Origin of the sequence: Burkholderia sp. NFPP32 (genome assembly GCF_900119325.1) — a bacterium.
GTDB classification, from domain to species: Bacteria; Pseudomonadota; Gammaproteobacteria; order Burkholderiales; family Burkholderiaceae; genus Burkholderia; species Burkholderia pyrrocinia_C.
Genome location: NZ_FPJP01000007.1, coordinates 84,284 through 109,990, shown reverse-complemented (window position 1 = coordinate 109,990; position 25,707 = coordinate 84,284). Strand labels below are relative to the sequence as shown.

23 protein-coding genes are annotated in these 25,707 nt (G+C 68.4%); 14 read left to right on the top strand and 9 right to left on the bottom strand.

Annotation, left to right across the window (positions count from 1 at the left end; translation table 11 throughout):
• Positions 1-62 precede the first annotated feature (62 nt).
• The 4 genes from BT264_RS16125 to BT264_RS16110 all read left to right on the top strand — a co-directional run bounded on the left by BT264_RS16125 (position 63) and on the right by BT264_RS16110 (position 5,799).
• A complete protein-coding gene (locus BT264_RS16125) occupies positions 63-977 on the top strand; it encodes a LysR family transcriptional regulator (RefSeq protein ID WP_083534046.1) in 915 nt (304 codons plus the stop codon).
• Between the two features lie 80 nt (positions 978-1,057).
• Positions 1,058-1,495 (top strand): hypothetical protein, encoded by a 438-nt coding sequence (locus BT264_RS16120; RefSeq protein ID WP_072438697.1) that lies wholly within the window; start codon positions 1,058-1,060, stop codon positions 1,493-1,495.
• A gap of 429 nt (positions 1,496-1,924) precedes the next feature.
• On the top strand, positions 1,925-4,519 hold the full coding sequence (gene mprF, locus BT264_RS16115) for a bifunctional lysylphosphatidylglycerol flippase/synthetase MprF (protein ID WP_072438695.1): 2,595 nt from the start codon (positions 1,925-1,927) through the stop codon (positions 4,517-4,519).
• The gene (locus BT264_RS16110) at positions 4,516-5,799 is read left to right on the top strand and encodes a virulence factor family protein (protein ID WP_072438693.1); all 1,284 of its coding nucleotides are present in this window, start codon (positions 4,516-4,518) and stop codon (positions 5,797-5,799) included. Before mprF ends, BT264_RS16110 begins: the two co-directional genes overlap by 4 nt.
• 81 nt (positions 5,800-5,880) lie before the next feature.
• Here the strand turns inward: BT264_RS16110 and BT264_RS16105 are convergent, their stop codons facing one another.
• The 4 genes from BT264_RS16105 to BT264_RS16090 form a co-directional block, all read right to left on the bottom strand.
• Complete coding sequence (locus tag BT264_RS16105; protein ID WP_072438691.1) at positions 5,881-6,324, bottom strand: DUF934 domain-containing protein; 444 nt, start codon at positions 6,322-6,324, stop codon at positions 5,881-5,883.
• On the bottom strand, positions 6,321-8,105 hold the full coding sequence (locus tag BT264_RS16100; RefSeq protein WP_072438689.1) for a nitrite/sulfite reductase: 1,785 nt from the start codon (positions 8,103-8,105) through the stop codon (positions 6,321-6,323). The genes BT264_RS16105 and BT264_RS16100 overlap by 4 nt, the downstream gene beginning before the upstream one ends.
• A 211-nt stretch (positions 8,106-8,316) precedes the next feature.
• A complete protein-coding gene (locus tag BT264_RS16095) occupies positions 8,317-8,712 on the bottom strand; it encodes a hypothetical protein (protein ID WP_072438687.1) in 396 nt (131 codons plus the stop codon).
• Positions 8,713-8,818: 106 nt separating this feature from the next.
• Positions 8,819-10,252 (bottom strand): aminotransferase-like domain-containing protein, encoded by a 1,434-nt coding sequence (locus BT264_RS16090; protein WP_072438684.1) that lies wholly within the window; start codon positions 10,250-10,252, stop codon positions 8,819-8,821.
• A gap of 528 nt (positions 10,253-10,780) precedes the next feature.
• On the opposite strand from BT264_RS16090, the gene BT264_RS16085 reads away from it, so the two are divergent.
• Together BT264_RS16085 and BT264_RS16080 are read left to right on the top strand one after the other, a co-directional pair.
• Positions 10,781-11,911, top strand: coding sequence for an extracellular solute-binding protein (locus BT264_RS16085; RefSeq protein WP_072438681.1), 1,131 nt, complete (start codon positions 10,781-10,783; stop codon positions 11,909-11,911).
• Positions 11,908-13,689 carry a sensor domain-containing diguanylate cyclase gene (locus BT264_RS16080; protein WP_072438679.1) on the top strand — a complete coding sequence of 594 codons (1,782 nt, stop codon included), beginning with the start codon at positions 11,908-11,910 and terminating at the stop codon, positions 13,687-13,689. The genes BT264_RS16085 and BT264_RS16080 overlap by 4 nt, the downstream gene beginning before the upstream one ends.
• Before the next feature lie 97 nt (positions 13,690-13,786).
• Here BT264_RS16080 and BT264_RS16075 read toward each other — a convergent pair whose 3' ends face one another.
• Complete coding sequence (locus BT264_RS16075; protein WP_072438676.1) at positions 13,787-14,086, bottom strand: DUF4148 domain-containing protein; 300 nt, start codon at positions 14,084-14,086, stop codon at positions 13,787-13,789.
• Between the two features lie 266 nt (positions 14,087-14,352).
• Positions 14,353-14,610: a hypothetical protein gene (locus tag BT264_RS16070; protein ID WP_006478949.1), complete on the bottom strand. Its 258-nt coding sequence runs from the start codon at positions 14,608-14,610 to the stop codon at positions 14,353-14,355.
• A 774-nt stretch (positions 14,611-15,384) separates the two neighbouring features.
• Between BT264_RS16070 and BT264_RS16060 the strand changes: the two genes are divergently transcribed.
• Together BT264_RS16060 and BT264_RS16055 are read left to right on the top strand one after the other, a co-directional pair.
• Entirely contained in the window at positions 15,385-16,281 is an 897-nt protein-coding gene (locus BT264_RS16060) for a LysR family transcriptional regulator (protein WP_072438672.1), read from the top strand.
• 124 nt (positions 16,282-16,405) lie between these two features.
• The gene (locus tag BT264_RS16055; RefSeq protein ID WP_072438670.1) at positions 16,406-17,038 is read left to right on the top strand and encodes a LysE family translocator; all 633 of its coding nucleotides are present in this window, start codon (positions 16,406-16,408) and stop codon (positions 17,036-17,038) included.
• Between the two features lie 40 nt (positions 17,039-17,078).
• Here BT264_RS16055 and yddG read toward each other — a convergent pair whose 3' ends face one another.
• From yddG to BT264_RS16040, 3 genes are all read right to left on the bottom strand, one after another.
• Positions 17,079-18,029: an aromatic amino acid DMT transporter YddG gene (gene yddG, locus BT264_RS16050; RefSeq protein ID WP_143155720.1), complete on the bottom strand. Its 951-nt coding sequence runs from the start codon at positions 18,027-18,029 to the stop codon at positions 17,079-17,081.
• Positions 18,030-18,288: 259 nt separating this feature from the next.
• Positions 18,289-18,576: a hypothetical protein gene (locus BT264_RS16045; RefSeq protein ID WP_072438667.1), complete on the bottom strand. Its 288-nt coding sequence runs from the start codon at positions 18,574-18,576 to the stop codon at positions 18,289-18,291.
• A gap of 98 nt (positions 18,577-18,674) precedes the next feature.
• Complete coding sequence (locus BT264_RS16040) at positions 18,675-20,360, bottom strand: purple acid phosphatase family protein (protein WP_072438665.1); 1,686 nt, start codon at positions 20,358-20,360, stop codon at positions 18,675-18,677.
• Positions 20,361-20,685: 325 nt separating this feature from the next.
• Between BT264_RS16040 and BT264_RS16035 the strand changes: the two genes are divergently transcribed.
• The 6 genes from BT264_RS16035 (at position 20,686) to BT264_RS16010 (ending at position 25,702) form a co-directional block, all read left to right on the top strand.
• Complete coding sequence (locus BT264_RS16035) at positions 20,686-20,985, top strand: YXWGXW repeat-containing protein (protein ID WP_034180189.1); 300 nt, start codon at positions 20,686-20,688, stop codon at positions 20,983-20,985.
• Between the two features lie 226 nt (positions 20,986-21,211).
• On the top strand, positions 21,212-21,979 hold the full coding sequence (locus tag BT264_RS16030; RefSeq protein WP_072438663.1) for an RNA polymerase sigma factor: 768 nt from the start codon (positions 21,212-21,214) through the stop codon (positions 21,977-21,979).
• On the top strand, positions 21,976-22,395 hold the full coding sequence (locus tag BT264_RS16025) for a hypothetical protein (RefSeq protein WP_072438661.1): 420 nt from the start codon (positions 21,976-21,978) through the stop codon (positions 22,393-22,395). Before BT264_RS16030 ends, BT264_RS16025 begins: the two co-directional genes overlap by 4 nt.
• A complete protein-coding gene (locus tag BT264_RS16020; protein ID WP_072438659.1) occupies positions 22,392-22,895 on the top strand; it encodes a periplasmic heavy metal sensor in 504 nt (167 codons plus the stop codon). Before BT264_RS16025 ends, BT264_RS16020 begins: the two co-directional genes overlap by 4 nt.
• A 243-nt stretch (positions 22,896-23,138) precedes the next feature.
• The gene (locus BT264_RS16015) at positions 23,139-24,542 is read left to right on the top strand and encodes a DUF1800 domain-containing protein (RefSeq protein WP_072438657.1); all 1,404 of its coding nucleotides are present in this window, start codon (positions 23,139-23,141) and stop codon (positions 24,540-24,542) included.
• Positions 24,543-24,544: 2 nt separating this feature from the next.
• Positions 24,545-25,702, top strand: a complete 1,158-nt coding sequence (locus tag BT264_RS16010; RefSeq protein WP_072438655.1) for a DUF1501 domain-containing protein — start codon at positions 24,545-24,547, stop codon at positions 25,700-25,702.
• Positions 25,703-25,707 lie beyond the last annotated feature (5 nt).

The following is a 25,707-nucleotide window of genomic DNA, read 5'->3' as shown; positions in this document are numbered from 1 at the left end:
GGCAGTTGCGGTATATGGGAGAATCCGCATTCCGCTCGAAGGAGCTTCAAGTTTTTTTAATGATGGGCAGGCGCGATCCGATGGCCGGGCTGCACGTGTTCATGACCGTCGCGACGGCCGGCAATTTCACGCGGGCGGCCGCCGTGCTCGGCCTGACGCCGGCTGCCGTCAGCCTCGCGATCGGGCAGCTCGAGGGCGAGCTGAACGTGAAGCTGTTCAATCGCAGCACGCGCGGTGTGAGCCTGACGGAAGCCGGGCAGCGCTACCGGCAGCAGACGGAGCCCGCATACCGTCAGGTCATGCAGGCGCGCGACGAGCTGAAGGATGCGCGCAGCGAGCCGGGCGGGCTGTTGCGCGTCACCGCTCTGCCGCTCGCGCGCACGCTCGTGATCGCGCCGATTCTTGCCGTGTTCCGCGAGCGCTATCCGAAAGTCAGGCTCGAGATCCGCTACGAGAACGAGCTGGTCGACATCGCGAAGGAAGGGTTCGATGCGGGGATCCGGCTCGCCGACCGGTTGCAGCCGGGCATGATCGGCGTACGGATCGCGCCCGCGTTGTCGTGCGCGCTGGTCGCGTCGCCCGGTTATCTGGCACGGTACGGCGCGCCAGAGTCGATCGCGGAGCTCGAGCGTCATGCGTGCATTCGCTTCCGGTTTTCGGAGAGCGGGCGCCTGCATAAGTGGTTGCTGCACGACGGGCGCCGTGACGTCGATCTCGATCCGGACGGCGTATTCGTGACGAACGACGCCGACGCGGTGATCGACGCGGCGCGCGCGGGTGTCGGGATCGCGTTTGCGTTCATGCGTGAGCGCATCGAGCAGGACCTGCGCGACGGCACGCTCGCCGAGGTGCTGCCGGGGGCATGCCGGACGTTGCCGCCGATGTGGCTGTATTACGTGAATCGCAAGCACGTGCCGGCCAAGTTGCGCGCGTTCATCGACGTGCTGCGCGAGCGCAACGGCGCAGACTTGGCGTAGTCCCGTCGTCCGGTTGCCGGCAGCGATTCGCGGGGCGGAGCATGATGGCGGTTCTGTCCACGAAGCCACGGAGTCGCGCCATGCTCGTATTCGCTCGCTTTCCGCTTCCGATCCTCGGTGCTGCTGGATCGCTGGTTGCTGCTGTCGCGCTCGGGAGCGCGCCGGCCGTGGCCCAGACGTCGACCGTGCCGGCGAGCACAGCCGTTGCCACGCCTGACAACGCGGTACTGCTGACTGTCTTTCTGAAGCACGACCAGTCGCGCCCGCTCGCCGAGCTGAATGCGCAACTCGCGAAGCAGGGTTTCTATAAGGCGTTTCCGCCGCCGGGCGTCGAGGTGGTGAGCTGGACCGTGACGATGGGGATCGGGCAGATCGTCGTGCTGCGGCTGCCGGCTTCGCGGCTGCGCGAGGTCAATCGCGTGCTCGAGGATACGGCGTGGGGCGCGTATCGGACGGAGTTCTATCCGACTTACGACTACAAGGCGATCGGGTTGGCGGAGCATGAGCGGGGGAAGTAATTGGAGCAGCATATTCCCGAACCGGGGCGAAAAGGGGGCCGGCCGCGAACATCAACCCGTCCCCATTCCCGAGATCCCGCGCCCACCCACGAATTCGTCCTCTCCCGCACAGCCCGGCCGGGAGAATTTCTCCCAAATCCACCGCCGCTCATTCATCAGATGAAAAAACCGTTCAGGTTCCCGGTATGATGCGCACCTTGTGTTTTTCGGGCGCACGATTTTGATGCGATGTTAACGCGCCCCGCGTGCCACAAAACCGCACAATGCGAGTCTGAAAGATTTTGTAATATAAGCCCCGTATACTTGTAAGTTCTGATTCAGGCGCTCCCTGCCTTCACTTTCGGCCGACCGCCCACGCAGAACAACCAGATATGTCGCCGCCGGGCCATCCCGCGCCGCGACTCGCAATGCACCACCACTGAATAACCTATGTCTTCCCGCCACCCTGGGTCGCCGGGCCGTGCCGCGGCGGCGATCGCCCGTGTCTCGGCGCTGGTTCGCAACGAGCGCGTGCTGTCGCCGCTGATCGCGTTCGGCATCGGCCTGCTGCTGATCGTCGTGTTCCAGCACCTGTCGGAATCCGTCGACTACCGGTCGGTGATCCGCCAGTTGCGCCACATGTCCGCCGCGGAATGGGGCGCGTCGCTGGCCGCGACGGCGCTCAGCTATCTCGCGCTGGTCGCCCGCGACGCGGTCGGCCTGCGTTATGTCGCCGCGAAGGTGCCGCGCGTCGCGCTGTGGATCGGCGCGATCGCCGGTTCCGCGCTCGGCAACGCGACCGGCTTCGGCGCGCTGACGGGTGGCGCGGTCCGTGCGCGCGTGTACGGCGTGTCGGGCGTCACGCCCGCGCAGATCGGCCGGATGACGGTGTTTACCAGCGGCACGCTGGCGCTCGCGATGGTGCTGATGACGGCGGTCGGCATGGTCTGCGTGCCGGAGGCGCTCGCCGCGATGCTGCACGTCGCACCCGGCGTGCTCACGTGGAGCGGCGCGGCGCTGCTCATGGTGCTGGCCGCGCTGGTCGCGATGTGCGGCAACACCGCGCGCCCGGTCGTCACGCGCTTCAAATGGCTGTCGTTCGACGTGCCGGCGCGGCGCGATCTCGTCATGCAGGTCGTCTACGCGGTGCTCGACGTCGTCGCGGCGGGCCTGACGCTATGGGTGCTGCTGCCGGCGGCGCCGGTCGGCTTCCCGACCTTCATCACCGTCTACGCGGCCGCGCTGCTGCTCGGGATGATCGGCCACACGCCGGGCGGGATCGGCGTGTTCGAGGCCGCGATGGTCTTCACGCTCGGCCGCGAAGTGCCCGCGCATGCGATGGTCGCCGCGCTGATCGCGTATCGCGCGATCTATTTCGGCGTGCCGCTCGTGCTGTCGGCCGGCTTGCTGGCCGGTTTCGAGGGCCGCGCGCTGCGGCGCCGGCTCGTGACGCGGCAGGCCGCGCGCGTGTCGCAGCTCGCGCCGCTGTTCCTGAGCCTCGTGACGTTCGCGGTCGGCAGCATGCTGGTGATCTCGAGCGCGACGCCCGCGTTCTGGCACCGGATCGCGATCCTGCGCCACCTCGTGCCGCTGTGGGTGCTCGAAGGCTCGCAGGTGATCTGCAGCGTGCTCGGCGTCGCGCTGCTGTTCGTCGCGCGCGGGCTGCTGCGCCGCCTCGACGGCGCATGGTGGATGACCTTCGCATTGACGCTCGCGAGCCTGGCGCTGTCGCTGGCGAAGGGCCTCGCCTTCGTCGAGGCCGGCGTGCTCGGCACGCTGCTCGTGCTGCTGCTCGTCAGCCGCCGCCGCTTCAACCGCCATTCGTCGCTGCTCGCCGAGCGCTTCACCGTGAGCTGGTTCGTGTCGGTGACGATGGTGCTGATGCTGGCCGTGTGGGTGCTGTTCTTCGCGTTCCGCGACGTGCCGTACACGCGCGAGCTGTGGTCGCATTTCTCGTTCGACGCGCGCGCGCCGCGTGCGCTGCGCGCGACGCTCGCAGCAGGCGTGTTCGTCGCGCTGTTCGCGCTGTGGCAACTGCTGCGCCCGGCGCCAGGTCGTTTCGTGAAGCCCGCGCCGCAGGACCTGTTCGACGCCGAACGGATCATCCGCGCGCAGGAATGCAGCGATGCGGGCCTCGCGCTGATGGGCGACAAGTCGTTCCTGTTCTCGGAATCGCGCCAGGCGTTCCTGATGTACGCGAAGTACGGCCGTACGTGGGCCGCGCTGCACGACCCGGTCGGGCCGCGCGAAGAATGGCCGGCGCTGATCGGCAAGTTCATCGCGCTCGCGCACGCGCACAGCGGCCGCGCGGCGTTCTATCAGGTGCGCGCGAACGCGCTGCCGCTGTATCTCGACGCGGGGCTCACGCTGATGAAGCTCGGCGAGGAAGCGCATATCGCGCTCGACCAGTTCGACCTGAAGGGCTCGAACCGCTCGCACCTGCGCTATGCGCTGCGCCGCGGCGACAAGGACGCGCTGACGGTCGAGGTGATCGGCCCGGGCGACGTGCCGGTCGCGCTGCCGGCGCTGCGCGACATCTCCGACGGCTGGCTCGACAGCCGCGACGCGCGCGAGAAGAGTTTCTCGGTTGCCGCGTTCCACGACGGTTATCTCGCGACGCAGTCGGTGATGCTGGTGCGGCAGGCCGACAAGCCGATCGCGTTCGTCACGTTCATGACGACCGACCTCAACACCGAGGCGACGGTCGGCGTGATGCGCCATCTGCCGGACGCGTCGCCGTACGCGATGGAATATCTGTTTACGCAGCTCGCGCTGCATCTGAAGGAAGCGGGCTTCCGCAAGCTGAGCCTGGGCATCGCGCCGTTCTCGGGGATGGGGGCGGCGAAGATGCCGTCGCCGTGGCACCGGCTCGGACTGATGGTCTGGCGCTTCGGCGGCCGCTTCTACAACTTCCGCGGCTTGCGCGCATTCAAGAGCAAGTTCGAACCGCACTGGGAGCCGCGTTACCTCGCGGCCTCGGGCTCGGTCGGCGTGTTCGTCACGCTTGCGGATCTGTCATTGCTGGCTGGAGGTCGGCGTTCATGATGTCGAAGAAGGGAATCGCGCGGGCGGCAGCCGCCTGCGCGGGAATGATGCTGGCCGGCGCCGCGTGCGCCGCGCAACCGGCCGCCGTGAAGGCCGAAACCGTGTCGGGCGGCCGCTACGGGCCCGTTACCGTGACCAAGCCGAGCGGACCGCTGCGCGGTTTCGTCGTGCTGTTCTCGCGTGAGGCCGGCTGGAATGCCGCCGATCAGCAGGCCGCCGATGCGCTCGCGAAGGCCGGTGCGATGACGGTCGGCGTCGATTCCGAGCGTTATGCGACGAACCTCGCCGCGAAGCAGGAGACCTGCCATCACCTCGACGGCGACGCCGAGGCGGTCAGCCACCAGCTCGAACGTCTGGCGCAGTCGTCGCGCTATTTCACGCCGATCGTCGCGGGCGTGGGCCGGGGTGGTGCGATCGCGAAGCAGATCCTGGCGATGGCGCCGGAGAACACGATCGCCGGCGTCGTATCGGTCAACCCGGCGCCGAAGCTCGATCCGCGCTTCAAGCCGTGCCCGCCCGATCCGACGATCGTGCGCCGTGCGATGCCGGGTTTCGTCGAAACGGCTGCCGCGGGCGACACCACGAAGCTCGTGTCGCTCGTCACGTCGCACCTGCGTGACAGCGGCAGCAGCGGCGACGAACTCGACGTGTCGGACCTGCCGCTCGTCGAGTTGCCGGCCAAGGGCGGCAGCGGCCGGCTCGCGATCGTGATCTCGGGCGACGGCGGCTGGCGCGATCTCGACAAGACGATCGCCGAGGCGCTGCAGCGCGACGGCGTGTCGGTGGTCGGCATCGACAGCCTGCGCTACTTCTGGAGCGAGAAGCCGCCCGCGCAGGTGAGCCGCGATCTCGCGCGCGTGATGCGCACGTACATGACGCGCTGGCATGCGAACCGCGTGGCGCTGGTCGGCTATTCGTTCGGCGCCGACGTGATGCCGTTCGCGTACAACCGGCTGCCGGCCGACCTGCGCGACAAGGTCGCGGTGATGTCGCTGCTCGGCTTCGCGCCGTCCGCCGATTTCCAGATCCGCGTGACGGGCTGGCTCGGCATGCCCGCGAGCGACAACGCGCTGAAGGTCGCGCCGGAAATCGCGAAGGTGCCGCCGCAGCTCGTGCAGTGCTTCTACGGCGCGGAAGAGACGGACACGATGTGCCCGGCGCTCGCGAACACCGGCGCCGACGTGATCAAGACGCAGGGCGATCACCACTTCGGCCGCGACTACATCGCGCTCGAGAAGAAGATCCTCGGCGGGTTCGGCAAGCCGGTGGCGGCGCGCTGAACGCAGGCGCCCGCGCTTTACGGCGGGTGCCTGCCGGTTTGCTTCCGGTTCATCGTACGGGCGGCCAGCGTGCCGCCCGTTTCATTTTTCGGCCTGCGTCGCCGAGCCGTGCGGCGGCGTTGCCGTTCTCGCATCGCGCTGATAGAAGCCCGGAAACCGGTCGAGCTGCCGGCGCGCGGCCGCGATGTCCGTGTCGTCGCCGAGCACCGCGCTCGAAAACCCCGTGCGCTCCATCAGCAGCAGCTGGTCGACCAGCACGTCGCCGGTCGCGCGCAGGTCGCCGGCGAAGCCGAAGCGCTTGCGCAGCAGGTATGCCTGGCTGTACGCGCGACCGTCGGTGAACGACGGGAACTGCAGGTCGATGCGTGCGGCCTGCGCGATCCGTGCGGCAAGCGGCGGCAGTTCCTCGTCGTTGCCGATCGTCAGCGTCGAATCGTCGTGTTCCTGCGTATCGCCAGCGTGTTCGGCCGGCGTCAGCAGCCGGATGCGTGCGTTCTTGCTTGCGTTGTCGCTGGCTGGCTTCATGCGTGCTCCGCGTGGTGGCGCGCGTCGTTCGCGGCGGCCTTGAACGGTTCCGCGCCGATGCGGCGCACCGTGTCGATGAATCGTTCGCTGCGGCCGTTCGCATCGATCCGCGCGTCGAGATACGCGTTGACGATCGCGTCGACGACATCGACGATCTCGTCCGCCGAGAACGACGGGCCGATCACCTTGCCCGGCCGCGCGGGGCCGCTCGCGGTCGAGCCGTCCGACCCGCCGAGCGTCACCTGGTACCACTCCGCGCCGTCCTTGTCGACGCCGAGGATGCCGAGGTGGCCGCTGTGATGGTGGCCGCACGAGTTGATGCAGCCGCTGATGTGCAGGTCGATGTCGCCGACGTCGTGCAGCAGGTCGAGATCCTGGAAGCGCTCGGCGATCGCATCGGCGATCGGGATCGAGCGCGCGTTCGCGAGCGCGCAGAAGTCGCCGCCCGGGCACGCGATCATGTCGGTCAGCAGCCCGACGTTCGCGCTGGCGAGCCCGATCGCGCGCGCGTTCTCCCACAGCAGGAACAGGTCGTCGACGTGTACCCACGGCAGCACGACGTTCTGCGTGTGCGTGACGCGTGCCTCGCCGGCCGAGTAGCGGTCGGCGAGATCGGCGAGCGCGTCGAGCTGGTCCGGCGACGCGTCGCCGGGCGCCTGCAGGCGGCGCTTGAACGACAGCGTGACGATACGCAGCGCCGGGTCGCGGTGCGCGGCGACATTGCGCGCGAGCCAGCGCGCGAATGCCGGATGGCGGCTCGCCTGTGCGGACATGCGCGCATTCGCGTCGGGCAGGTCGAGCGTGCGCGGCTTGAGCCGCGGCGGCACGAACGACGCGGCGACGCGATCGAATTCGGCCTGCGCAATCGTGTGCGGGCCGCCGTCGTGGTCGACGATCTGGCGGAACTCCTCCTCGACGTCGTCGATGTAGCGCTGCCCCTCGGTCTTGACGAGGATCTTGATCCGCGCCTTGTACTTGTTGTCGCGCCGCCCGTAGCGGTTGTACACGCGGACGATCGCCTCGATGTAGTTCATCACGTGCCGCCACGGCAGGAACGCGCGCAGCAGCGTCGCGATCATCGGCGTGCGGCCCATCCCGCCGCCGACGCTCACTCGAAAGCCGAGCTCGCCCGCATCGTCGCGCACGAGCTTCAGTCCGACGTCGTGCCAGTCGGTCGCCGCGCGGTCCTCGGCGGCGCCGGTGATCGCGATCTTGAACTTGCGCGGCAGGAACGCGAATTCCGGGTGCAGCGTCGTCCACTGGCGCATCACTTCGGCGAACGGGCGCGGATCGGCGATCTCGTCAGGCGCGACGCCCGCGCGCTCGTCGCACGAAATATTGCGGATGCAGTTGCCGCTCGTCTGGATGCCGTGCATGTCGACGGTCGCGAGCAGGTCCATCACGTCGGCCGCCTTCGAAAGCGGAATCCAGTTGAACTGCACGTTGGTGCGCGTCGTGAAGTGCGCGCTGCGGGTCGGCAGGCGCAGCGTGCCGAGCAACGCCTGCGCGTCGCATGCGGCGCGGTAGGTGGCGTCGTCGGGCACGTCGTAGTCGCGCGCGATCCGCGCGAGCACGCGAAGCTGCGCGCTCGACAGCTCGCCGTAGGGCACCGCGACGCGCAGCATCGGCGCGTGGCGCTGCACATACCAGCCGTTCTGCAGGCGCAGCGGCCGGAACGCGTCTTCGCTCAGCGTGCCGTGCTGCCAGCGTTCGAGCTGGTCGCGAAACTGGGCGGCGCGGCTCAGCACGAGCGCCCGGTCGAAATCGGTATATCGATACATGACGTGATACGCGAGAGGAGCCGCGGCGCGGCATGCGCACGGCTCGGAGGGGCGTTGCGACGGATGTCGGGCAACGGAAGACAGCGTAGGGAACGCGGTGCGGCGGGACAAGCAGCAGATCGGGACGAAAAGGGCGCAGCAGATGGCGGGCGCGGCGCCGGCGCGGCGGGCCGGGCATGCGTCGTGCATACCCGTGGCCGGTTGATGTGTCTTATGCGTTGGCGTCGACGACGAGCGCCGGATCGAGCGCACGGATGCGCTGGTCGATGAAGTAGCCGCCGCCTTCCTGATAGCGCAGGAACAGGCGGCCGCACGAGCGGCAGCGGCTGACGTTGCAGCGGTTGTACGGGAAATGGCGCAGCGCGATCGGCGCATCGTCCGACGCGTAGCGCGTACCGGCCGGATGATATTCCGCATGGGTCGGCTCCGCATCGCCGGGCGGCGCGAGCGTGGCTACTTCGGTCAGCTGCGTGTCCTGCAGCGACAGCGGCAGGCTCGTCCATCCGGCGAGCGAGGTTTTCGTGCACGTGCACGGCTGCGTGACGTGTGCCGCTTCGGCCGTCAGTTTCAACAGCGCGTCGTGATCGAGGTAGGGCAGTTGGCTCATGGGAAATCTTGAAAAAGCGGCGAGACCGGCAATGTAACCCGCGCGCGGATCGGCTGCATGGCCGCGGCCCGTGCGGCGGCGGCACGCATGATACGCATCGCGCGTTTTAACCGCCCTTGCGAACCGACGGCTGCGCGACCAGCTCGCCGAGCACGCGGATCGCGCGCTCGATGTCGCGGCTCCACGGATGGCCAAAGTTCACGCGCACGCAGCGCTCGAAGCCGTGCGCGGCCGAAAACAGCGGCCCCGGCGCGAAGCTGATCCCGCGCGCGACCGCCTGGCGATGCAGTTCCATCGCGTCGATCGCGTCGGGGAACGCGAGCCACAGGAAATACCCGCCTTCGGGCCGCACCCACTCGACGCAGGCCGGCAGCCAGCGCCGCAGCGCGTCGTCCATCCGGTCGAGCTGCGTGTGCAGCGCGCCGCGCAGCTTGCGCAGATGGCGGTCGTAGCCGCCGTGCTCCAGATAGTTCGCGATACCGGCCTGCGCGGGAATGCTCGCCGACAGCGTCGTCATCAGCTTGAGCCGCTGCACCTTCTCCGCGAACCGGCCGGCGGCGGCCCAGCCGATTCGGTAGCCGGGCGCGAGTGTCTTCGAGAACGAACTGCAGTGCATCACGAGGCCGTGTTGGTCGTACGCGCGCGCGGGCAGCGGATAGTCGGGGCCAAAATGCAGCTCGCCGTAGACGTCGTCCTCGATCAGCGGCACTTCGCGCGCCGCCAGCATGTCGACGAGCGCGCGCTTTTTTTCGGCGGACAGCGTGACGCCGGTCGGGTTCTGGAAATTGGTCATGAACCAGCACGCGCGGATGTCGTGCCGCTCGAGCGCGTTCGCGAGCGCATCGAGATCGAGGCCCGTGCGCGGATCGACGGGAATCTCGACCGCGCGCAGGTCGAGCCGCTCGATCGCCTGCAGCGCCGCATAGAAGCCGGGCGCTTCGACGGCGACGACGTCGCCGGGCCGCGTGACGGCCATCAGGCATAGGTTCAGTGCTTCGAGCGCGCCGTTCGTGACGACGATCTCGTCGATCGGCTGCGACACGCCCGTCGCGAGATAGCGCCGCGCGATCTGCTGGCGCAGCGCCTCGTTGCCGGGCGGCAGGTCGACGACCGTGCTCCACGGGCTCACGAGCCGCGTGGCCTGCGCGAGCGACTTCGCGAGGCGCGGCAGCGGAAACAGTTGCGGCGCCGGGAACGCGGAACCGAGCGGCACGATGCCGGGCTGCGTGGCGGCATCGAGTACGGAGAACACGAGGTCGCTGATGTCGACCTTGCGCGATGCGCCGGCACGACTCGCGCGGCGCTTCGCGGCCGGGCCTGCTTCGGGCGTGGCGCCCGGCGCGACGTAGTAGCCCGAGCGTTCGCGCGCGCGGATCAGCCCCCACTGTTCGAGCTGGTAATACGCGCGAAACACCGTCGACTGGCTCACGCCGTGCTGCGCGATGATCTGCCGCAGCGACGGCAGGCGCGTGCCGGCCGCGAGGTTGCCGTTGCGGATGTCGTCGGCGATCGTGTGTGCGAGGGTTTCGTAGCGTTTCATCGGCGTTGACGGGGGGCGCCGTCGCCGCGCGCGGGCCGGATTGGCGCCGCGCCGGCGGGCGCGGGTCATTGTCCGATGCGCGGCACGAAAAGAAAAGCGCGGGTGGCATGCCCCACGTGCCGAGCGACGCGAGCGAGAAGCCGCACGACGGCAGCAGGTAGCTCGGAAGCCATGTGATGAAGAAGCGGATCGCGAAGTTCAGGCCGGTATCGTGCTGACGGTCATTTCCGCGAATGGGGCGGACCGACGCAATCGGCGTCGACGGCCGCGGGCACGTATGTGACGCATGCAATGCGTCGTCATCGAAATGCGAACCGGTTAGCGTCCGGCAACGCGCTTTCTTCTGATTATTCGTCGCCCGGTTTGCCGCGTTCGTGCGCCCGCAACGATTCCGGATCGACACTGCGCCGGGCATGTCGCATGTCTGCATGCGCAACACCTGCCGTGTGCGGCTATTTCCAATTGCGCGCCCATATTTTTTATGGTCTTGTTGCGGGATATCGCATCGACTCGAAAAAGGATGGTCGAATGCAGCCGAGCGATTCATACGGGGTCCGCTTGATCAGGGGAATCGGCGCGCGTACGCGCGCCCGCGGTGCCGTGCGCGCGCTGTTCATCATCCTGACACTGGGCTTGCTTGCGCCTGGCCCGTCGGCTTTCGCCGACTCTCCCGAAACCGTCAACGACAACGTGCTGCGCGTGCTGGCATGGCCCGGCTATGCGGACCGCGACGTCGTCAGCGCGTTCGAGGCGCAGTTTCATGTGCGTGTCGAAGTGACGTTCGTCGATTCCGACGAAGCGCTGTGGGCGCGGATGCACGGCGCGGCGCCGCCGCCATACGACGTGCTGGCTGCGAACACGGCCGAAATCCAGCGCTACGCGCACGAACGTCTGCTCGCGCCGATCGACCTGGCGCGCATCCCGAACCGGCGGCGGCAGTTGCCGAACTTCCGGCAGCTCGCGACGATCGGCGGGCTCGTGCAGGACGGTGCGACCTACGCGATCCCGTTCACGTATTCGTCGATGGGGCTGATCTACGACCGCACGCAGGTTTCGGCCGCGCCGCGCTCGATGCGCGAGCTGTGGAATCCGCGCTACCGCGGCAAGGTGCTCGACTTCAACAGCGCGCAGCACAATTTCTCGTTCGCGGCGCTGGCGCTCGGCTATCCCGATCCGTTCCGCCTGTCGCCCGCGCAGACGCTCGCGGTTGCGCGCAAGCTGATCGACCTGCGCCGCAACCTGCTGACGTACTACACGCTTCCCGAAGAGGCGACCGCGCTGTTCGTCCAGCATCGAGCGGCGCTGATGTTCGGCAACTACGGCACGCAGCAGGTCGAGCTGTTGCGTCGCGCCGGCGCGGACGTCGGCTACGTGATCCCGGATGAAGGCGCGCTTGCATGGCTCGACTGCTGGGCCGTCACGCGCGGCGCGCAACATGCCGAGCTCGCGTTCGCGTGGATCAACTACATGCTCGAACCGGCGATCGGCGCGCTGCTGACCGAGCGCCAGGGGCTCGCGAACACGCTCGAGCCGCCACCGGGCCTCGACACCGGGCACCAGCATCTCGTGTGGCTCCAGCCCGTCGAAGACATCGCGCGGCGCGAATCGCTGTGGAGCCGCATCGTGTCGGGCGACCGGCCGGAGCGGTTCGACAAATGATCCGGCTCGGGCTCACGTCGAAGCTGTCGGTGCTGCTCGCGTGCATCGGCGTGATCGCGTCCGGCACGACCGGCTATTACGCGTATCGCGCGAACCGCACGATGCTCGTGCAGGAAGCGCAGCACAGCCTGCTGATGTCGACCCAACTGCTCGGGCAGCGCTTCACGACCGCGCTGTCCGACGTTGCCGCCGATGCGCTCGTGCTCGCGCAGTTGCCGTCGTCCGCGCTCGTCGCGGGCAGCGACAATCCGGACAGCGCGCGACGCACGCGGCTCGAGCAGGTGTATTGCAGCTTCATGAGAAATCATCCGGAATACCTGCAGATTCGCCTGATCGCGGGCGGGAATTTCGGGCTCGAACACATCCGCGTCGTTCGCGACGCGCGCGGCGTCGTCGTGCTGCCGGAAAGCGCGTTCCAGGAGAAAGGACAGTTTTCCTACGTATTCGATACGCTCGCGACGGCGCCCGGCCATATCTACCTGTCGCCGATCGTGATCAACCACGAGACGGGTTCGCACGAGGCCGAAGGGCTGCCGATCCTGCGCGTGGGCACGCCGGTCGTCGACACGTCGGGCCAGACGGTCGGTGCGCTGGTCGTCGACGTCGAACTGTCGCGCGTGGTCGACCGGCTCGAACGCGATCTGCCGGAAGACTATGCGGTGTATCTCGCGAACGAGTGGGGCGATTTCCTCGTGCATCCCGATCCGGCGCAGACGTTCGGCTTCGATCGCGGCCTGCGGGTGCTGATGCAGGACCGCTTTGCCGTCACGCGCGCGCTGTTCGACAGCACGCGCACGAGCGTGACGCTCAACGGCCTCGAGCAGCCCGACGACGCGCCGGGGCAGATGTTCGCGTTCGCACGCACGCCGTTCGGGCACGACGAGGGCAACCGCTTCGTCGTGCTCGGGATGGCGCGTCCGCTTGCCGACGTGCTGGCGCCGGCCGGCATGCTCGGCGAACGGATTGTCCGGATGGTGCTCGTATCGAGCCTGATGGCGGTGATTCTCGCGATCCTGTTCGCGCGCGCGATCACGCGGCCGCTGCAGGCGCTCGCGCGCGCCGCGACGCACGTGTTCGACGATCCGGCCGCCGAACAGCTTCCGGTCCGGCGCGCCGACGAGATCGGCGTGCTCGCGCGCTGTTTCGACAGCATGCGTGTCGAGATCCGCACGCAGGTCGCGATGCTGCGCGCGAAGCAGCAGGAGCTCACGCACCTCGCCGGCCACGATCCATTGACCGAGCTGCCGAACCGCCTGCTGTTCATGGAGCATCTCGATGCCGCGATCCGGCATGCGGCTGCGGTGCACGAAGGGCTGGCCGTGATGTTCGTCGATCTCGACCGCTTCAAGCAGATCAACGACCAGCACGGGCATTCGGCCGGCGACCGTACGCTCGTCGCGGTCGCGAAGCGGTTGAGCCTCGTGCTGCGCAGCGGCGACATGGTCGCGCGGCTCGGCGGCGACGAATTCATCGTGCTGATTGCGGACGTGCGTTCACCGGCGGTGGTTGGCGATGTCGCGTCGCGGATCCAGATCGTGATGGCGGAGGAGCTGGAGTTCGGCGACCGGCGCGTGGCCGTCGGTGCGAGCATCGGCGTCAGCGAGTTTCCGGCCGACGGCGCATCGGCCGAGGAACTGCTCGTCAAGGCCGACGCGGCGATGTATGCGGCGAAGGCGTCCGCGCAGTGCGCGTACGTGCGCTATCAGGACCTGGTCGGCGGCGGCGCTGCGCCGGACGAAGCCGGGGCCGGCCGCGTCGCATCGGGTGCCGGCCGGTGACTGCCGGCCGGTAAAACACGCGATGCAAGCGCAACGAGCCCGTCACGGACGGGCTCGTTGCATGTGAGGACTGCGCGCGGGGCGCGCAGCGGCAGGCTTAGTGGCCGAAGTAGACCGAGTCGCGCGGGCTTTGCGCCTTGGCGGCCGGTGCGCCGCCCTGGACGGTCGCGGCCGGTTGCGCACCGTAGCCGGTATTGTCGGCGGCGCGCACGCGGGCTTGCGCGGCCTGGATGTCGGCCGGGTAGTGCGGGCTCGACAGGCCCGGCTTGTAGCCGGCTTTTTCGAGCTGGACCAGCTCGTTGCGCAACTGGGCGCGGGTCACGGTGCTTTGGGCGAATGCGCCGAACGAAGCGGACAGGGCGACAGCGGCAACGACTGCGGAAACGAGCGATTTCATGGTGACCTCCGATGTTTGTCTTGGCTTTCCGCGTTCGACACCATGTCGTAAGCGGTTGATTACATCGTAGGCGTCGGTCGATTCAGGGTAAACGTGGATTTCAGCGAAAGATCGTTGTCGCGGAGGCAATAATCCCGGGGTAAATGTCTTCTGTCCCCATTCAGTATTGCCGAATTTGCAAGGGCGCGGTGATACGGGCGGACGCCCGGTGGCGGGGGAGGACGGCGGAGGTGGAGATGACGCGGGCGGGCCGCGGTGCGGCCGGATCAGACGCCGTCGTCGTCGATTTCCTTGCGCTCCCGGCGTTCCTCGTTGCCGCGGCGCGCGCGCAGGCGCTGGCGCGACAGGACGGCGATCACCTGCTGGGTCGGCGCGCCGGACGGCAGTTCGTTGCGGATGCGATCGGGCACCATCGGCAGGCCCGCGCGCTGCCGGCGCAGCGCCTTTGCGATTGCCCGGCGGCATTCGTCCCCGTGGCAATCCCATTCATCGCGGATTCTCTGGCAATAACGGCATTGTTCCATCGAAACAGTCTAACGCGTCTTGGGGAACCGGGCAGCGCGCGGGGCCGAACGGGTCACGCATGGCGCTTCCGTCGCGGACGTATCGACGATGGGCAGTTGAATGGGACTGCGAAGCAATCGGGTGAAATGGGGTGCCTGAAACTACAATTCCCCATCCGTCTCCATACGGATTCCTTGCGGACGAACGGAGCCTGAACGGCTTACCGGAGAGACCAGATTCCCCAGACGGCGATCAACAGGCCAAGGCCGAGTCCGCAGCCCAGCAACACATAGGTTTCCATCTCGTGCCTTTGAAAACGGGGCAGCGCTGACGTCGGCGTCGGCGTGCGGGCAGCAAAGCCGGTCACGTATCGTCGCGCCGTCGGGCGGAGCGATACGCCGGGTCCGCGAATACTACGCTTTGCAGCTTTCATAACGCATGCGCGATCGATGGCGGTGGGCCGACCGCTATTTCTTGCCGGCGTGCCGGCTATTCGTGTGCGGCCGGCGGGCGCGCGGCCCCGATTCAGGCCGGCAGGTCGTATCGGCAAGCATGAGCAATGCGGAGGCGTGGTTCAACATGGATTCTCGAGCGCCGGCCGGTGCGCATGCAATCGACGCGGCGGATCGAACGTGCATCCTGCCTGCGGCGCTGCCGTGGACGTTCGACTCGACCGCGGCGCAGCGCGGGGCATGGCGCGGTGCCGTTTGAGATACTGTCGGGGCGGTTCAATATAATTCATGATGCTTCACTGCCTCATGTGAAATTCACATACGCCGGAACAAGGAGACCCGATGACGCTTGCCCAGTTGCAGGCACTGGCCGCCGTAGTCGAACTCGGTTCGCTCACGGCCGCGGCCGACCGGCTCAGCCGCAGTCAATCCGCGATCAGCCATGCATTGACCGAGCTGGAGGACATCACGCAGGTCAAGCTGCTCTGGCGGGACCGGCAGCCGGTGGTGTTGACGGCGGCGGGCGAACGCCTGTGGCCGTACGTCCAGAGCGTGGTGCGGGAGGCGCAGCTGCTGCGCCAGCAATTCAGCCTGTCGCGCGGCAAGCTCGAAGGCAAGCTGGTGGTTGCGTCGCTGCCGAGCGTCTCGCTGGCGTTCGTCGTTCCCGCGCTCGAGGCGTTGAAGGAGATGCACCAGGGCGTGTCGGCGGTGCTGCTCGAAGGCACGGACGGCGAAGTCGAAGGGTGGATCGACGACGGTACGGCCGACATCGGCGTGGTGGCCGGCACGAAGACGTTCGCACACACTCTGCCGCTGCTCGACGAGGATTTTGTCGCGGTGGCGCCGGACGGCATGTTCGGCGGCCGCAAGAGCGTGTCTGCAAAACAGTTGTCCGCGGCACCGTTCATTTTCTCGAAGGCAGGGTGCGGGCCGGTGATCGCGGATTACTTCGCACGCGGCGGCGCGCCGCTCCGGGCGGCGTTCAACGTGGTGGAGATGCGCACCATTCTTTCGATGGCGGAGGCCGGCATGGGCGTATCGATCGTGCCGCGCATCACGCTCACGTACACGCCATTCGGCGGCCGCGTGCTGGAACTGTCGCCGAGGCTGCATCGTTCCGTGCGGTTGTCGTGGAACGTGGCGGGCAACGCGGTCACCGACGAGTTCGTGAGGCTCGTCGACGCACAACGCGCCAAAGCCGCGAAAGCGATCCACGCGCGTGCGAAAAAGGGCAGGTAGCGCGGCCGGCGAGATGAACGACGCTCATGGGCGGCTTGCAGTTTATTCATGCCGAGGATGATCGAGATGCAATACAGTGTTCGAACCTCGTCACCCTGACTGCCCTGCCACGAAGGAGCCTGCCGTGCCGGCTTTGCCCACCCTTTTTGCGTTCGGACTCGTGTCGCTCGGCATGGTGCTGACGCCCGGACCGAACATGATCTACCTGGTTTCGCGCTCGATCTGCCAGGGCCGCCGCGCAGGGCTCGTGTCGCTCGGCGGCGTCGCGCTGGGGTTCGTTTTCTACATGGTTTGCGCGGCGCTGGGCATCACCGCGCTGGTGATGACCGTGCCGTATGCGTACGACGCGCTGCGCTTTTCCGGTGCGCTGTATCTGTCGTATCTGGCGTGGCAGGCGCTGAAGCCGGGCGGCCGCTCCGCGTTCCAGGTCAGGCAGTTGCCGCGCGACAGCCGCGTCAGGCTCTTCACGATGGGTTTCGTCACGAACCTCGCGAATCCGAAGATCGCGGTGATGTATCTGTCGCTGCTGCCGCAGTTCATTTCACCGGGGCACGGCAGTGTGCTCGCGCAATCGCTGGCGCTCGGCTGCGTGCAGATCGCGGTGAGTGTCAGCGTCAACGCGCTGATCGCCTGCATGGCCGGTTCCATCGCGGGTTTTCTGGCGGGACGACCGGTTTGGGCGTCGGTCCAGCGCTGGTTGATGGGCTCCGTGCTGGCCGGATTGGCGGTGCGTATCGCGCTGGAATCGCGAAGCTAGAGCGGGCAACCCTGCGTCCCGTCGGAAGCATCCCGCATCGTCACCCGGGGCAATTGCCTTCGGCATCCTTCCCGACCCGCACGGGCGCTGCCTTTTCACTGCGTCGGCTGCGTGTCGCGAGCCAGCACAGGATCGACCCGCCGCAAACCATCACTGCGCCTTGCCAGAATTCGACCGACAGCGGCGCATGCAGCAGCGTCGCGGCGAGCGCGGCCGCGAGCACCGGCGTCAGGTACGACGCGCCGACGATGATCGTCACGTTGCCGTGCATGATGCCGGTGTTCCACGCCGCGTAGCCGAACCCCAGCGCCGACGCCGCCAGCACGAGATAGATGACCGCGTGAAGGCTGAACGTCATGCCGCCGCCGCCCTCGATCGCGAACTTGATCCAGAGCGCCGCGGCGACCAGCATGAAGAACGGCGTCACGCCGTTCTTGCCGTCGGCAATGCGCGCCGTCACCGTGCAATAGCCGGTCCAGATCAGCGCGCCGAAGAAGGCAAGGCCGTAGCTCAGCGGATTGTCCGCGACGTTGCGCAGCATGCCGGCCGGATCGAGGCCCTGGTCGCCGCCGAGCACCCGGCAGATGCCGAGCATCAATAGCAGGACGCCCGGCACGACCAGCAGGTTGGCGCGCTGCTTGTTGAACACGATGGCCGCGACCAGCGTCAGGCTCGGCCACAGGTAGTTGACCATCGCGACTTCGATCGCCTGCCGGCCGTTGCTCGCATACCCGATCGACAGCGCCAGGCACAGCTCGTACGAGACGAACAGCAGCCCGCCCCACAGCAGGTAGTTTTTCGGGAACTTGCTCAGGTCGGGGAAGCCGATCGTGAACAGCAGAAGCACGGACGCCACCGTGTAGATCATCGCGGCGCCGCCGGTCGCACCGAGGCTTTCGCTGACCCCGCGAACGAGGGCGACCACCGAGGCCCACAACAGCACCGCGCCGAGCCCGGCGAGCGTTGCCTTGTTCTTGTTGTTGCGCTTCATGCTTCCTGCCTGTTTCAACATTCAAATTCGATTTCGGATGATTCGGTTCCGCTCGCGTGTGCCGTTATCGCGAACGGAAAAATCCGGTTGCGGCCGCCACGCGGTGCGGCAGCCGCAACCGGCAATGCAATGCAGCTATTACGCCGGATACGCATAGTTTAAAGGGGCGGAGCCGGGGAGCGACCGAGCGGCGGACGTTGGCGGGGGAGCGGCCGGGTGCGTGCGGCCGAATCAGGCGTGTGCGGAACGCGGTAGCCGGTCATGCGTCGTCGATGCGCCATGTCGCACCGATTGCCGACAACGCGCGTCCGATCGCGTCGAGCATCGCGTCCCGCGTCGGCCCGAGCGTCGTGACGAGGAAGAACCCGTGTTCGTCGGTCAACAGGCCGATCAGCGGCCAGCTACCGGTTTCATCGCGAATTTCAACCCGTCGTCGGTCGGGATCGGCGTCGATGTCGCCATGCGTTTGCCGCAGTGCATCCGCGATTGCGTCGAATGCATCGGCCGACGGGATCGTATGGATGCGGTATTCGAAACTCATCTTCATGGGCCGGTGTGCGAAGCGGGCAGTCTAACCCGCGTCATGGCACGCCCATTCCTCGATGGCGATGCAACCGGCGCCCGCCGCAGCGGGCGCCGGCCCGATCACCGCTCGTGCCGCTTCTTGCTCAACTCGATCGTCTCGAACAGCTCGTACTGCGCGGTCGGGTGCTGATCGGCGCCCGGCGCGTGGTAGTAGCGCATCGTGATCGTCGTGTGGCCGCCCGGCTTGCCCGGGTCGTGATCGAACACGGCGATCCCGTAACCGGTGCCCGTATCGCGGCGCGCGGACCAGATCGCATCCTCGAGCGCATCGGCCGGCTGGCGCACGAACGTGTTCGGCGCGGTGCCCGGCACCGGCCGGTTCGGCTTCGTGAACACCTTCGCCCGCGCAAAGCCGGTCGACGGGTTCTCGCCGTACACGTCGAGCGGTGCGCTGGTGCCGCCGCCGCCGAGGATCAGGTGGATCGTGCCGTGGCTCGTGTCGAACTTCGTGCGATCCGGGTCGTTCGAGCCGACCGGACGCGGCTGCAGCGTTTCGACCACTTCGCCGGTCGACGCATCGACGCCCGCGCGGTGATTGCAGCCGCGCACCGGGTAGCTGCGCTCGTAGTCGTGATCGTGGCCGCACAGCACGAGGTCGACGCCGTAACGATCGAACAGCGGCAGCCATGCCTCGCGAATGCCTTTGTCGGAACCGTTGCCCGTCTTCGACGAACTGAGCGCGTCCTGGTGCATCTGCACGACGATCCAGTCGATGTCGTCGTCATGCGCCGCATGGCGCAGCGTGTGTTCGAGCCAGCGCGTCTGCTCGCCGTTGCTGTAGCCGCGCACGTAGAACGACGTGCCGGGCTCGATCGGCGGGCGGCCCGTGCTCGCGGCCGGCACGAGCGGCGCGGGGCTGCCGACGAACGCGGCGGCGTCCTGGTACACGACGTCGTCGGCGTCGAGCGACACGAACAGCACCGAGCTCACGCGGAAGCTGTACCAGCGGCCCGGGAAGCGCGTGCCGTTCTCCGGCAGCGTATAGCGCGCGAGATACGAGTCGAGCCCTTGCGGACCGTTGTTGAACTCGATCTCGTGATTGCCGGGGCAGGGCATCCACGGGCGATTCGCGGCCGACGTCTGGTTGTTGTTGCCGAAGTCGCGCCACACCTCGGGCTGGTGCGCGGGGTTCAGGTTCGCGTAGCAGAGGTCGCCGTTCAGCAGGTGGAACAGCGGCTGGAACTGCTCGACGGCCTGCACCGCGAAGCGGCTCTGCGGCGACGACAGCACCCATGCACCGTTGGGCGTCGCGAGATCGCCGTAGCTCGTGAAGCGGAACGGCGCGCGGCCGCGCGGCGCGGTCGAAAAATTCGCGGCGAACGGCTGAGCGGCGTTGCTATCGTTGTCGGCCGTGATCTCGTAGCGGTAGCGCGTATCCGGCTTCAGCCCGTGCACGCGCGCGTGGTACGCGAACACGGTTTCGCCGTTCAGGCCGTCGGTGTACAGGCGCTGGACGCCGTGCACCGTGCGCGGCGGCTCGCCGTCGGCGACGATGCGCGCGCGCGGATTGACGGCCGGTGCGAGCGACGCCCACGAGATCACGACTTCGGAAGTCGGGTCGTTGCCCCACGTCAGGTGGACCTGTTCGGGCGTGCCGTCCGGATTCGACGCGGCGGCCCGGGCGGCCGCGAGCCCGCCGGCAGCAGTGGCGAGGCCGGATACGCCGGCGAGTTTCAGGAAGCCGCGACGCGACACCGACGCGGCCGGCTCGTTCGGCTGATCAGGGAGATTGTCCTGGTTCGACATGGTCGTAGTTTTCGTTGATGGGGACGCGAAAGGTGGAGCCGCGCGGCCATGCGCGAGCGCGGCCGGGGCGTGGGCCGGAAACGAGCGGGATCCCGGTGACACATATTGTCGAAGGGCAGTTTTGCCGCGTTGTGACAGCACGGCAACCCCGCGTGTGCGGCGGCCGATACGAGGAATCGCGCATCGCGTGGCATCCGGTCCGCTCCAAAGCGCGCTCGGTCGCCCCGAAATTTATTCGCCAACCTCGCGACGGATTTCTCTTGCCCGCTCCGTTTAACGCATGAACGGCCGCTTCCGGTCGATGCCCGTTACTTCGGAGTCTTTCATGAAACTTTCTGTTCCATTGCGGTTTGCCGCCGGATGCGTGGCCGCGCTGGCGGCGTCGGCGGCATTCGCGCAGGCCGTGATCGTCGCACCTTACGCACCGCCGGCGCCGCGCGTCGAAGTGATGCCGGCGCCGCGCGCGGGCTACGTGTGGGACCAGGGTCACTGGCACTGGCGGCAGGGCCGCTACGTCTGGATTCCGGGCCACTGGCAAGTGGTGCGCGTCGGTTACCACTGGGTGCCCGGGCACTGGGCCGCGCGTGGCCCGGCGTGGCGCTGGGTGCCGGGCCACTGGGCCTGATGCGCGCGCCGCCGCGCGGAACATCGTGCCGGCGCGGCGGATCCTTCACGCAATGTCATGAGTCGAAGCCATGCCTTTTCGAACCATCGTGATACTGGCGGCCGCGGCCATCGTGCTGGCCGGCTGCGTCGTGGTGCCGGCGCGTCCGGTGTATTACCGGCCCGCGCCGGTCGTCGTATATTGAGCACGCCGGCCGACGGTCGCGTAACCGGCCGACAGGATCGATATGCTGCGCGACACGGATGTCGATGAAACGGACATGGCCGATGCCGTGTGCGACGCCGCGCGCGATGCGCACGGCACCGCCGAACCGTCGGCGTGGCGCCGCGCGGCGATGGCCCGACGCATGCAAGGAGAGCACGACGATGAGCTTCAGCCGGGCGGCAGGGCGGCGCAATCGCGCTGCGCGACGGAGCAGGCGGCGTTGAACGATCGCGGCGACCGCGATCCGGACGCGGAACTCGTCGCGCGCGTCGGCGCGCGCGATTCGTCGGCGGTGCGCGTGCTCGTCGCGCGCAAGCTGCCGCGGCTGCTCGCATTGGCGACGCGCATGCTCGGCGACCGGAACGAAGCCGAGGACGTCGCGCAGGAGACGTTCTTGCGAATCTGGAACCAGGCGCCGCGCTGGCGCGAAGGCGAGGCGCGCTTCGACACGTGGCTGCATCGCGTCGTGCTGAACCTGTGCTACGACCGGTTGCGCGGCCGACGCGACGAGCCTGTCGATACGTTGCCCGACGTGCCGGACCCGCAACCGGAGCCGGCCGTGCATGCGGAACTGCGCTCGCGCGACGCGCGCGTGCGGCAGGCGCTTGCCGCGTTGCCGCCGCGGCAGCGGGAAGCACTCGTGCTCCAGTACTATCAGGAAATGTCGAATGTGGAAGCGGCCAACCTGATGGGCATCACCGTCGATGCGCTGGAAAGCCTGCTCGCCCGCGCGAGGCGCAACCTGCGCGCGCAACTGGCCGGCGACCCACCTAGCGAGGACAAGCGATGACACCCGAACGATTTCGCACCATCGTCGCCGCGTACGGCTCGGACGCGCGGCGCTGGCCGGACGGCGAGCGCGCGGCCGCCGAGGCGTGGGCGCGCGCGAACCCGCGCGACGCGCTGCTGGCACTGGACGATGCCGCCGACCTCGATGCATGGCTTTCGTACGACACGGTCATGCCGCCTGCACCGGCGCTCGTCGAGCGCATCGTCGCGTCGGCACCCGCGCCGCAACGCGCGCGACGGCGCGGCACCGTGTGGTGGTCGGGCGCGGCGTTCGCGGGCGTCGGCCTGGCCGGCGCGCTGGCGGGCGCGGTGGCCGTGTCGATGCTGATGCTCGGCAGCGTGCCGACGTCGCCGCACGAGCCGGACTATCTGACGACGACGTTCGGCGGCCCGAGCGTGGATTGGGGTGGTGAATGAGCGAACGTGGCTGGAAATTCATCCTCGTCGGCTCGGTCGTGCTGAACGTGTTCATGCTCGGCGCGATCGGCGGCGGCGTGTATCAGTGGTTCTCGACGCATCGCGACCAGCTTGCGGCAGGCGCGCCCGCGCAACGCACCGCGTTGCGTTTCGCGGCGGACGAATTGCCCGATGCGCGGCAGCGCGAGTTTGCTGCCGCGCTGAAGGCCGCGCGCAAGAACGGCCGCGATTTCGCGCGGGAAGGGCGCGACGGCCGGATCACCGTGCTGGATCTGCTCGCCGCGCCGCAGCTCGATCGCGCGGCGATCGACGCCGCGCTCGACCGCACGCGCGCGGCTGATACCGCGATGCGCGTGCAGGTCGAACGCAGCGTCGTCGATTTCGCGGCGACGCTGACGCCCGAAGAGCGCGTGAAGTTCGTCGACGGGTTGCAGCACAGCGGCAACTGGCGTCTGCCGCCGAGACTGCAGAGAAAGCCGGACGCGCCGGCGAGCCAGTAAGCATCAGGCAGCGCGACACGCGGTATGCGTGTCGCCGATATTCGCGTTCGGTCATGCGCAATGCGTGCACGAGATGAATCGCACGCGCCGTTGCGTGTCGATGACTTGCGCCGTTGCCGTGCATCGCCTCCGCCGACTCTCTCGTTCCTCGTTTCTCCGATCCAAAAAATATTTGCCATCCCCGCGACGGATTTCCCTGCATGCCCGCGTTAAACGTGGGTACGCACCGCAAGAGAGCCCGTCATGGACCACCCGAACGACACCACGCCGGCCGCGATCGCGCTGAACCGCTTCGGTCTCGGCGCGCGGGCCGACGAAGCGCCGCCTGCCGACCCGAAGGCGGCGCTGGTCGCGCAATTCGACCGTTACGACGCGCGGCCCGCCGCGTGGGCCGGCGAACCGGACGCGGTCGCGCTCGCGATGCGCTTCGCGAACGCACGCAACGCGATGACGGGCGACGACGCGGCCGCGAAGCGCGCGATCGCGCAATCGATCCGGCGCGACGGCTACGACGCGTATCGCAGCGCCGTCGCCGCGCGGTTGAACAGCGCGCTGAACACGCCCGCGCCATTCGTCGAGCGTCTCGTACATTTCTGGGCGAACCATTTCGCGGTGTCGGTCGACAAGGGGCAGGTGGCCGCGTATGCGGGCGCGTTCGAACGCGACGCGATCCGCCCGCACGTGCTCGGCCGCTTCGAGGACATGCTCGTCGCCGTCGAACAGCATCCCGCGATGCAGGTCTTTCTCGACCAGGCGCGCTCGGTTGGCCCGGACAGCCCGGCCGCATTGCGCGCGGAAGCGCGCAATCCGTCGGCGAAGCGCGGGCTCAACGAGAACCTCGCACGCGAAATCATGGAACTGCACACGCTCGGCGTGCGAACCGGCTACACGCAAGCCGACGTGACGGAATTCGCGCGCGCATTGACGGGCTGGAGCATCGCGGGCGGACGCGGGCCGCAGCCGGGCGATGCCGCGCCCGGCGCGTTCGTGTTTCGCCCGAAGCTGCACGAGCCGGGCATGCGCACGGTGATGGGGCGCACCTACGACCAGCCGGGCGAAGCGCAGGCGCGCGCGATCCTGCATGACCTCGCGCGGTCGGATGCAACGGGTCGGCACATCGCGTTCCAGCTTGCCCGTCATTTCGTCGCCGACAATCCACCGCCCGCGCTGACCGACCGGCTGGCGCGCGCGTTCGATGCGAGCGGCGGCGATCTGCCGACCGTCTATCGCGCGCTCGTCGATTCGCCCGATGCGTGGTCGCCGGTCAACCGCAAGTTCAAGACGCCGTGGGAGTGGGCCGTGTCGTCGCTACGCGGGCTCGGCTGGCGCGAGATGGACGATCGGGGCGATCTGAAGGCCGCGCCGCTGCTCGCGCAGCTCGGCCAGCCGGTGTGGCGGCCGGGCTCGCCGGCAGGCTTCGACGATGTCGCCGCGAGCTGGGCCGCGCCCGACGCGCTCGTGCGCCGCGTCGAGATCGCGCAGCGCCTGGCCGCGCGCACCGGCGACCGGCTCGACCCGCGCACGCTCGGCAACACGCTGCTCGCCGGTTCGATGAGCGCGCCGACCGCGGCCGCGCTGTCGCGCGCGGAAAGCGCGACCACGTCGCTCGCGCTGCTGCTCGTATCGCCCGACTTCCAACGGAGGTGAACATGGCACTGTCCCGCCGACAATTCCTGAGCGTTGCCGCCGCCGGCGCAGGCGCGATCCTCGTCGCGCCGCGGATCGTGTTCGCGAACGTCGAGACCGACCGGCGCTTTGTGTTCGTGATCCAGCGCGGCGCGGCCGACGGCCTGAACATCGTCGTCCCGTATGCCGAACCCGCGTATGCGTCGCTGCGCGGCGCGCTCGCGATCGATACGACGGCCGCAATGCGGCTCGACGGCACGTTCGCGCTGCATCCGTCGCTCGTGCAGACCGCGCAGCTATACCGCGACGGACAGGCGCTGTTCGTCCACGCGATCGCGTCGCCGTATCGCGACCGCTCGCATTTCGACGGGCAGAATGTGCTCGAAACAGGCGGTCGTGCGCCGTATCAGGTGAAGGACGGCTGGCTGAACCGGCTCGCCGCGCTGCTGCCGGCGACGCGCGAAAGCGCGATCGCGTTCGCACCGACCGTGCCGCTCGCGTTGCGCGGCACCGTGCAGGCCGCGTCGTATGCGCCGTCCGGTTTGCCGGCCGCGCCGGACGATCTGCTCGCGCGCGTGTCGGCGCTTTACGAGGCCGACGCGCAGCTCGGCCCGCTGTGGCAGTCGGCGATGCAAGCGCGCGGCCTCGCCGGCGACGCGCATGCGCGGCAGGATCCGGCGGGCGTCGGCAAACTTGCCGCGACGTTCCTCGCGCGCGACGACGGCCCGCGGATCGCGATGATCGAAACGGGCGGCTGGGACACGCACAGCGCGCAGAACGCGCGGCTCGCGAATCAGCTGAAAGCGCTCGACACGATGCTCGCCGCGCTGCGCGACGGCCTCGGGCCCGCATGGCAGCAGACCACGGTGCTGGTCGCGACCGAGTTCGGCCGCACGGCCGCGGCGAACGGCACGGGCGGCACCGATCACGGGCAGGCGTCGGTCGCGATGCTGGCGGGCGGCGCGGTCGCGGGCGGCCGCGTGATCGCCGACTGGCCGGGGCTGCGGCCGGGCGACCTGTACGAAGGCCGCGACCTGAAGCCGACCGCGTCGCTCGACGCGCTGATCTCGGGCGCAGCCGCCGAAAGCCTGCGGCTCGATCCGCGCCGCACCGCGTCCGCGCTGTTCGCGGAAAGCGGCGCGACGCGGCCGATGACCGGCCTGATTCGCGGCGCCGCGTGAAGCGG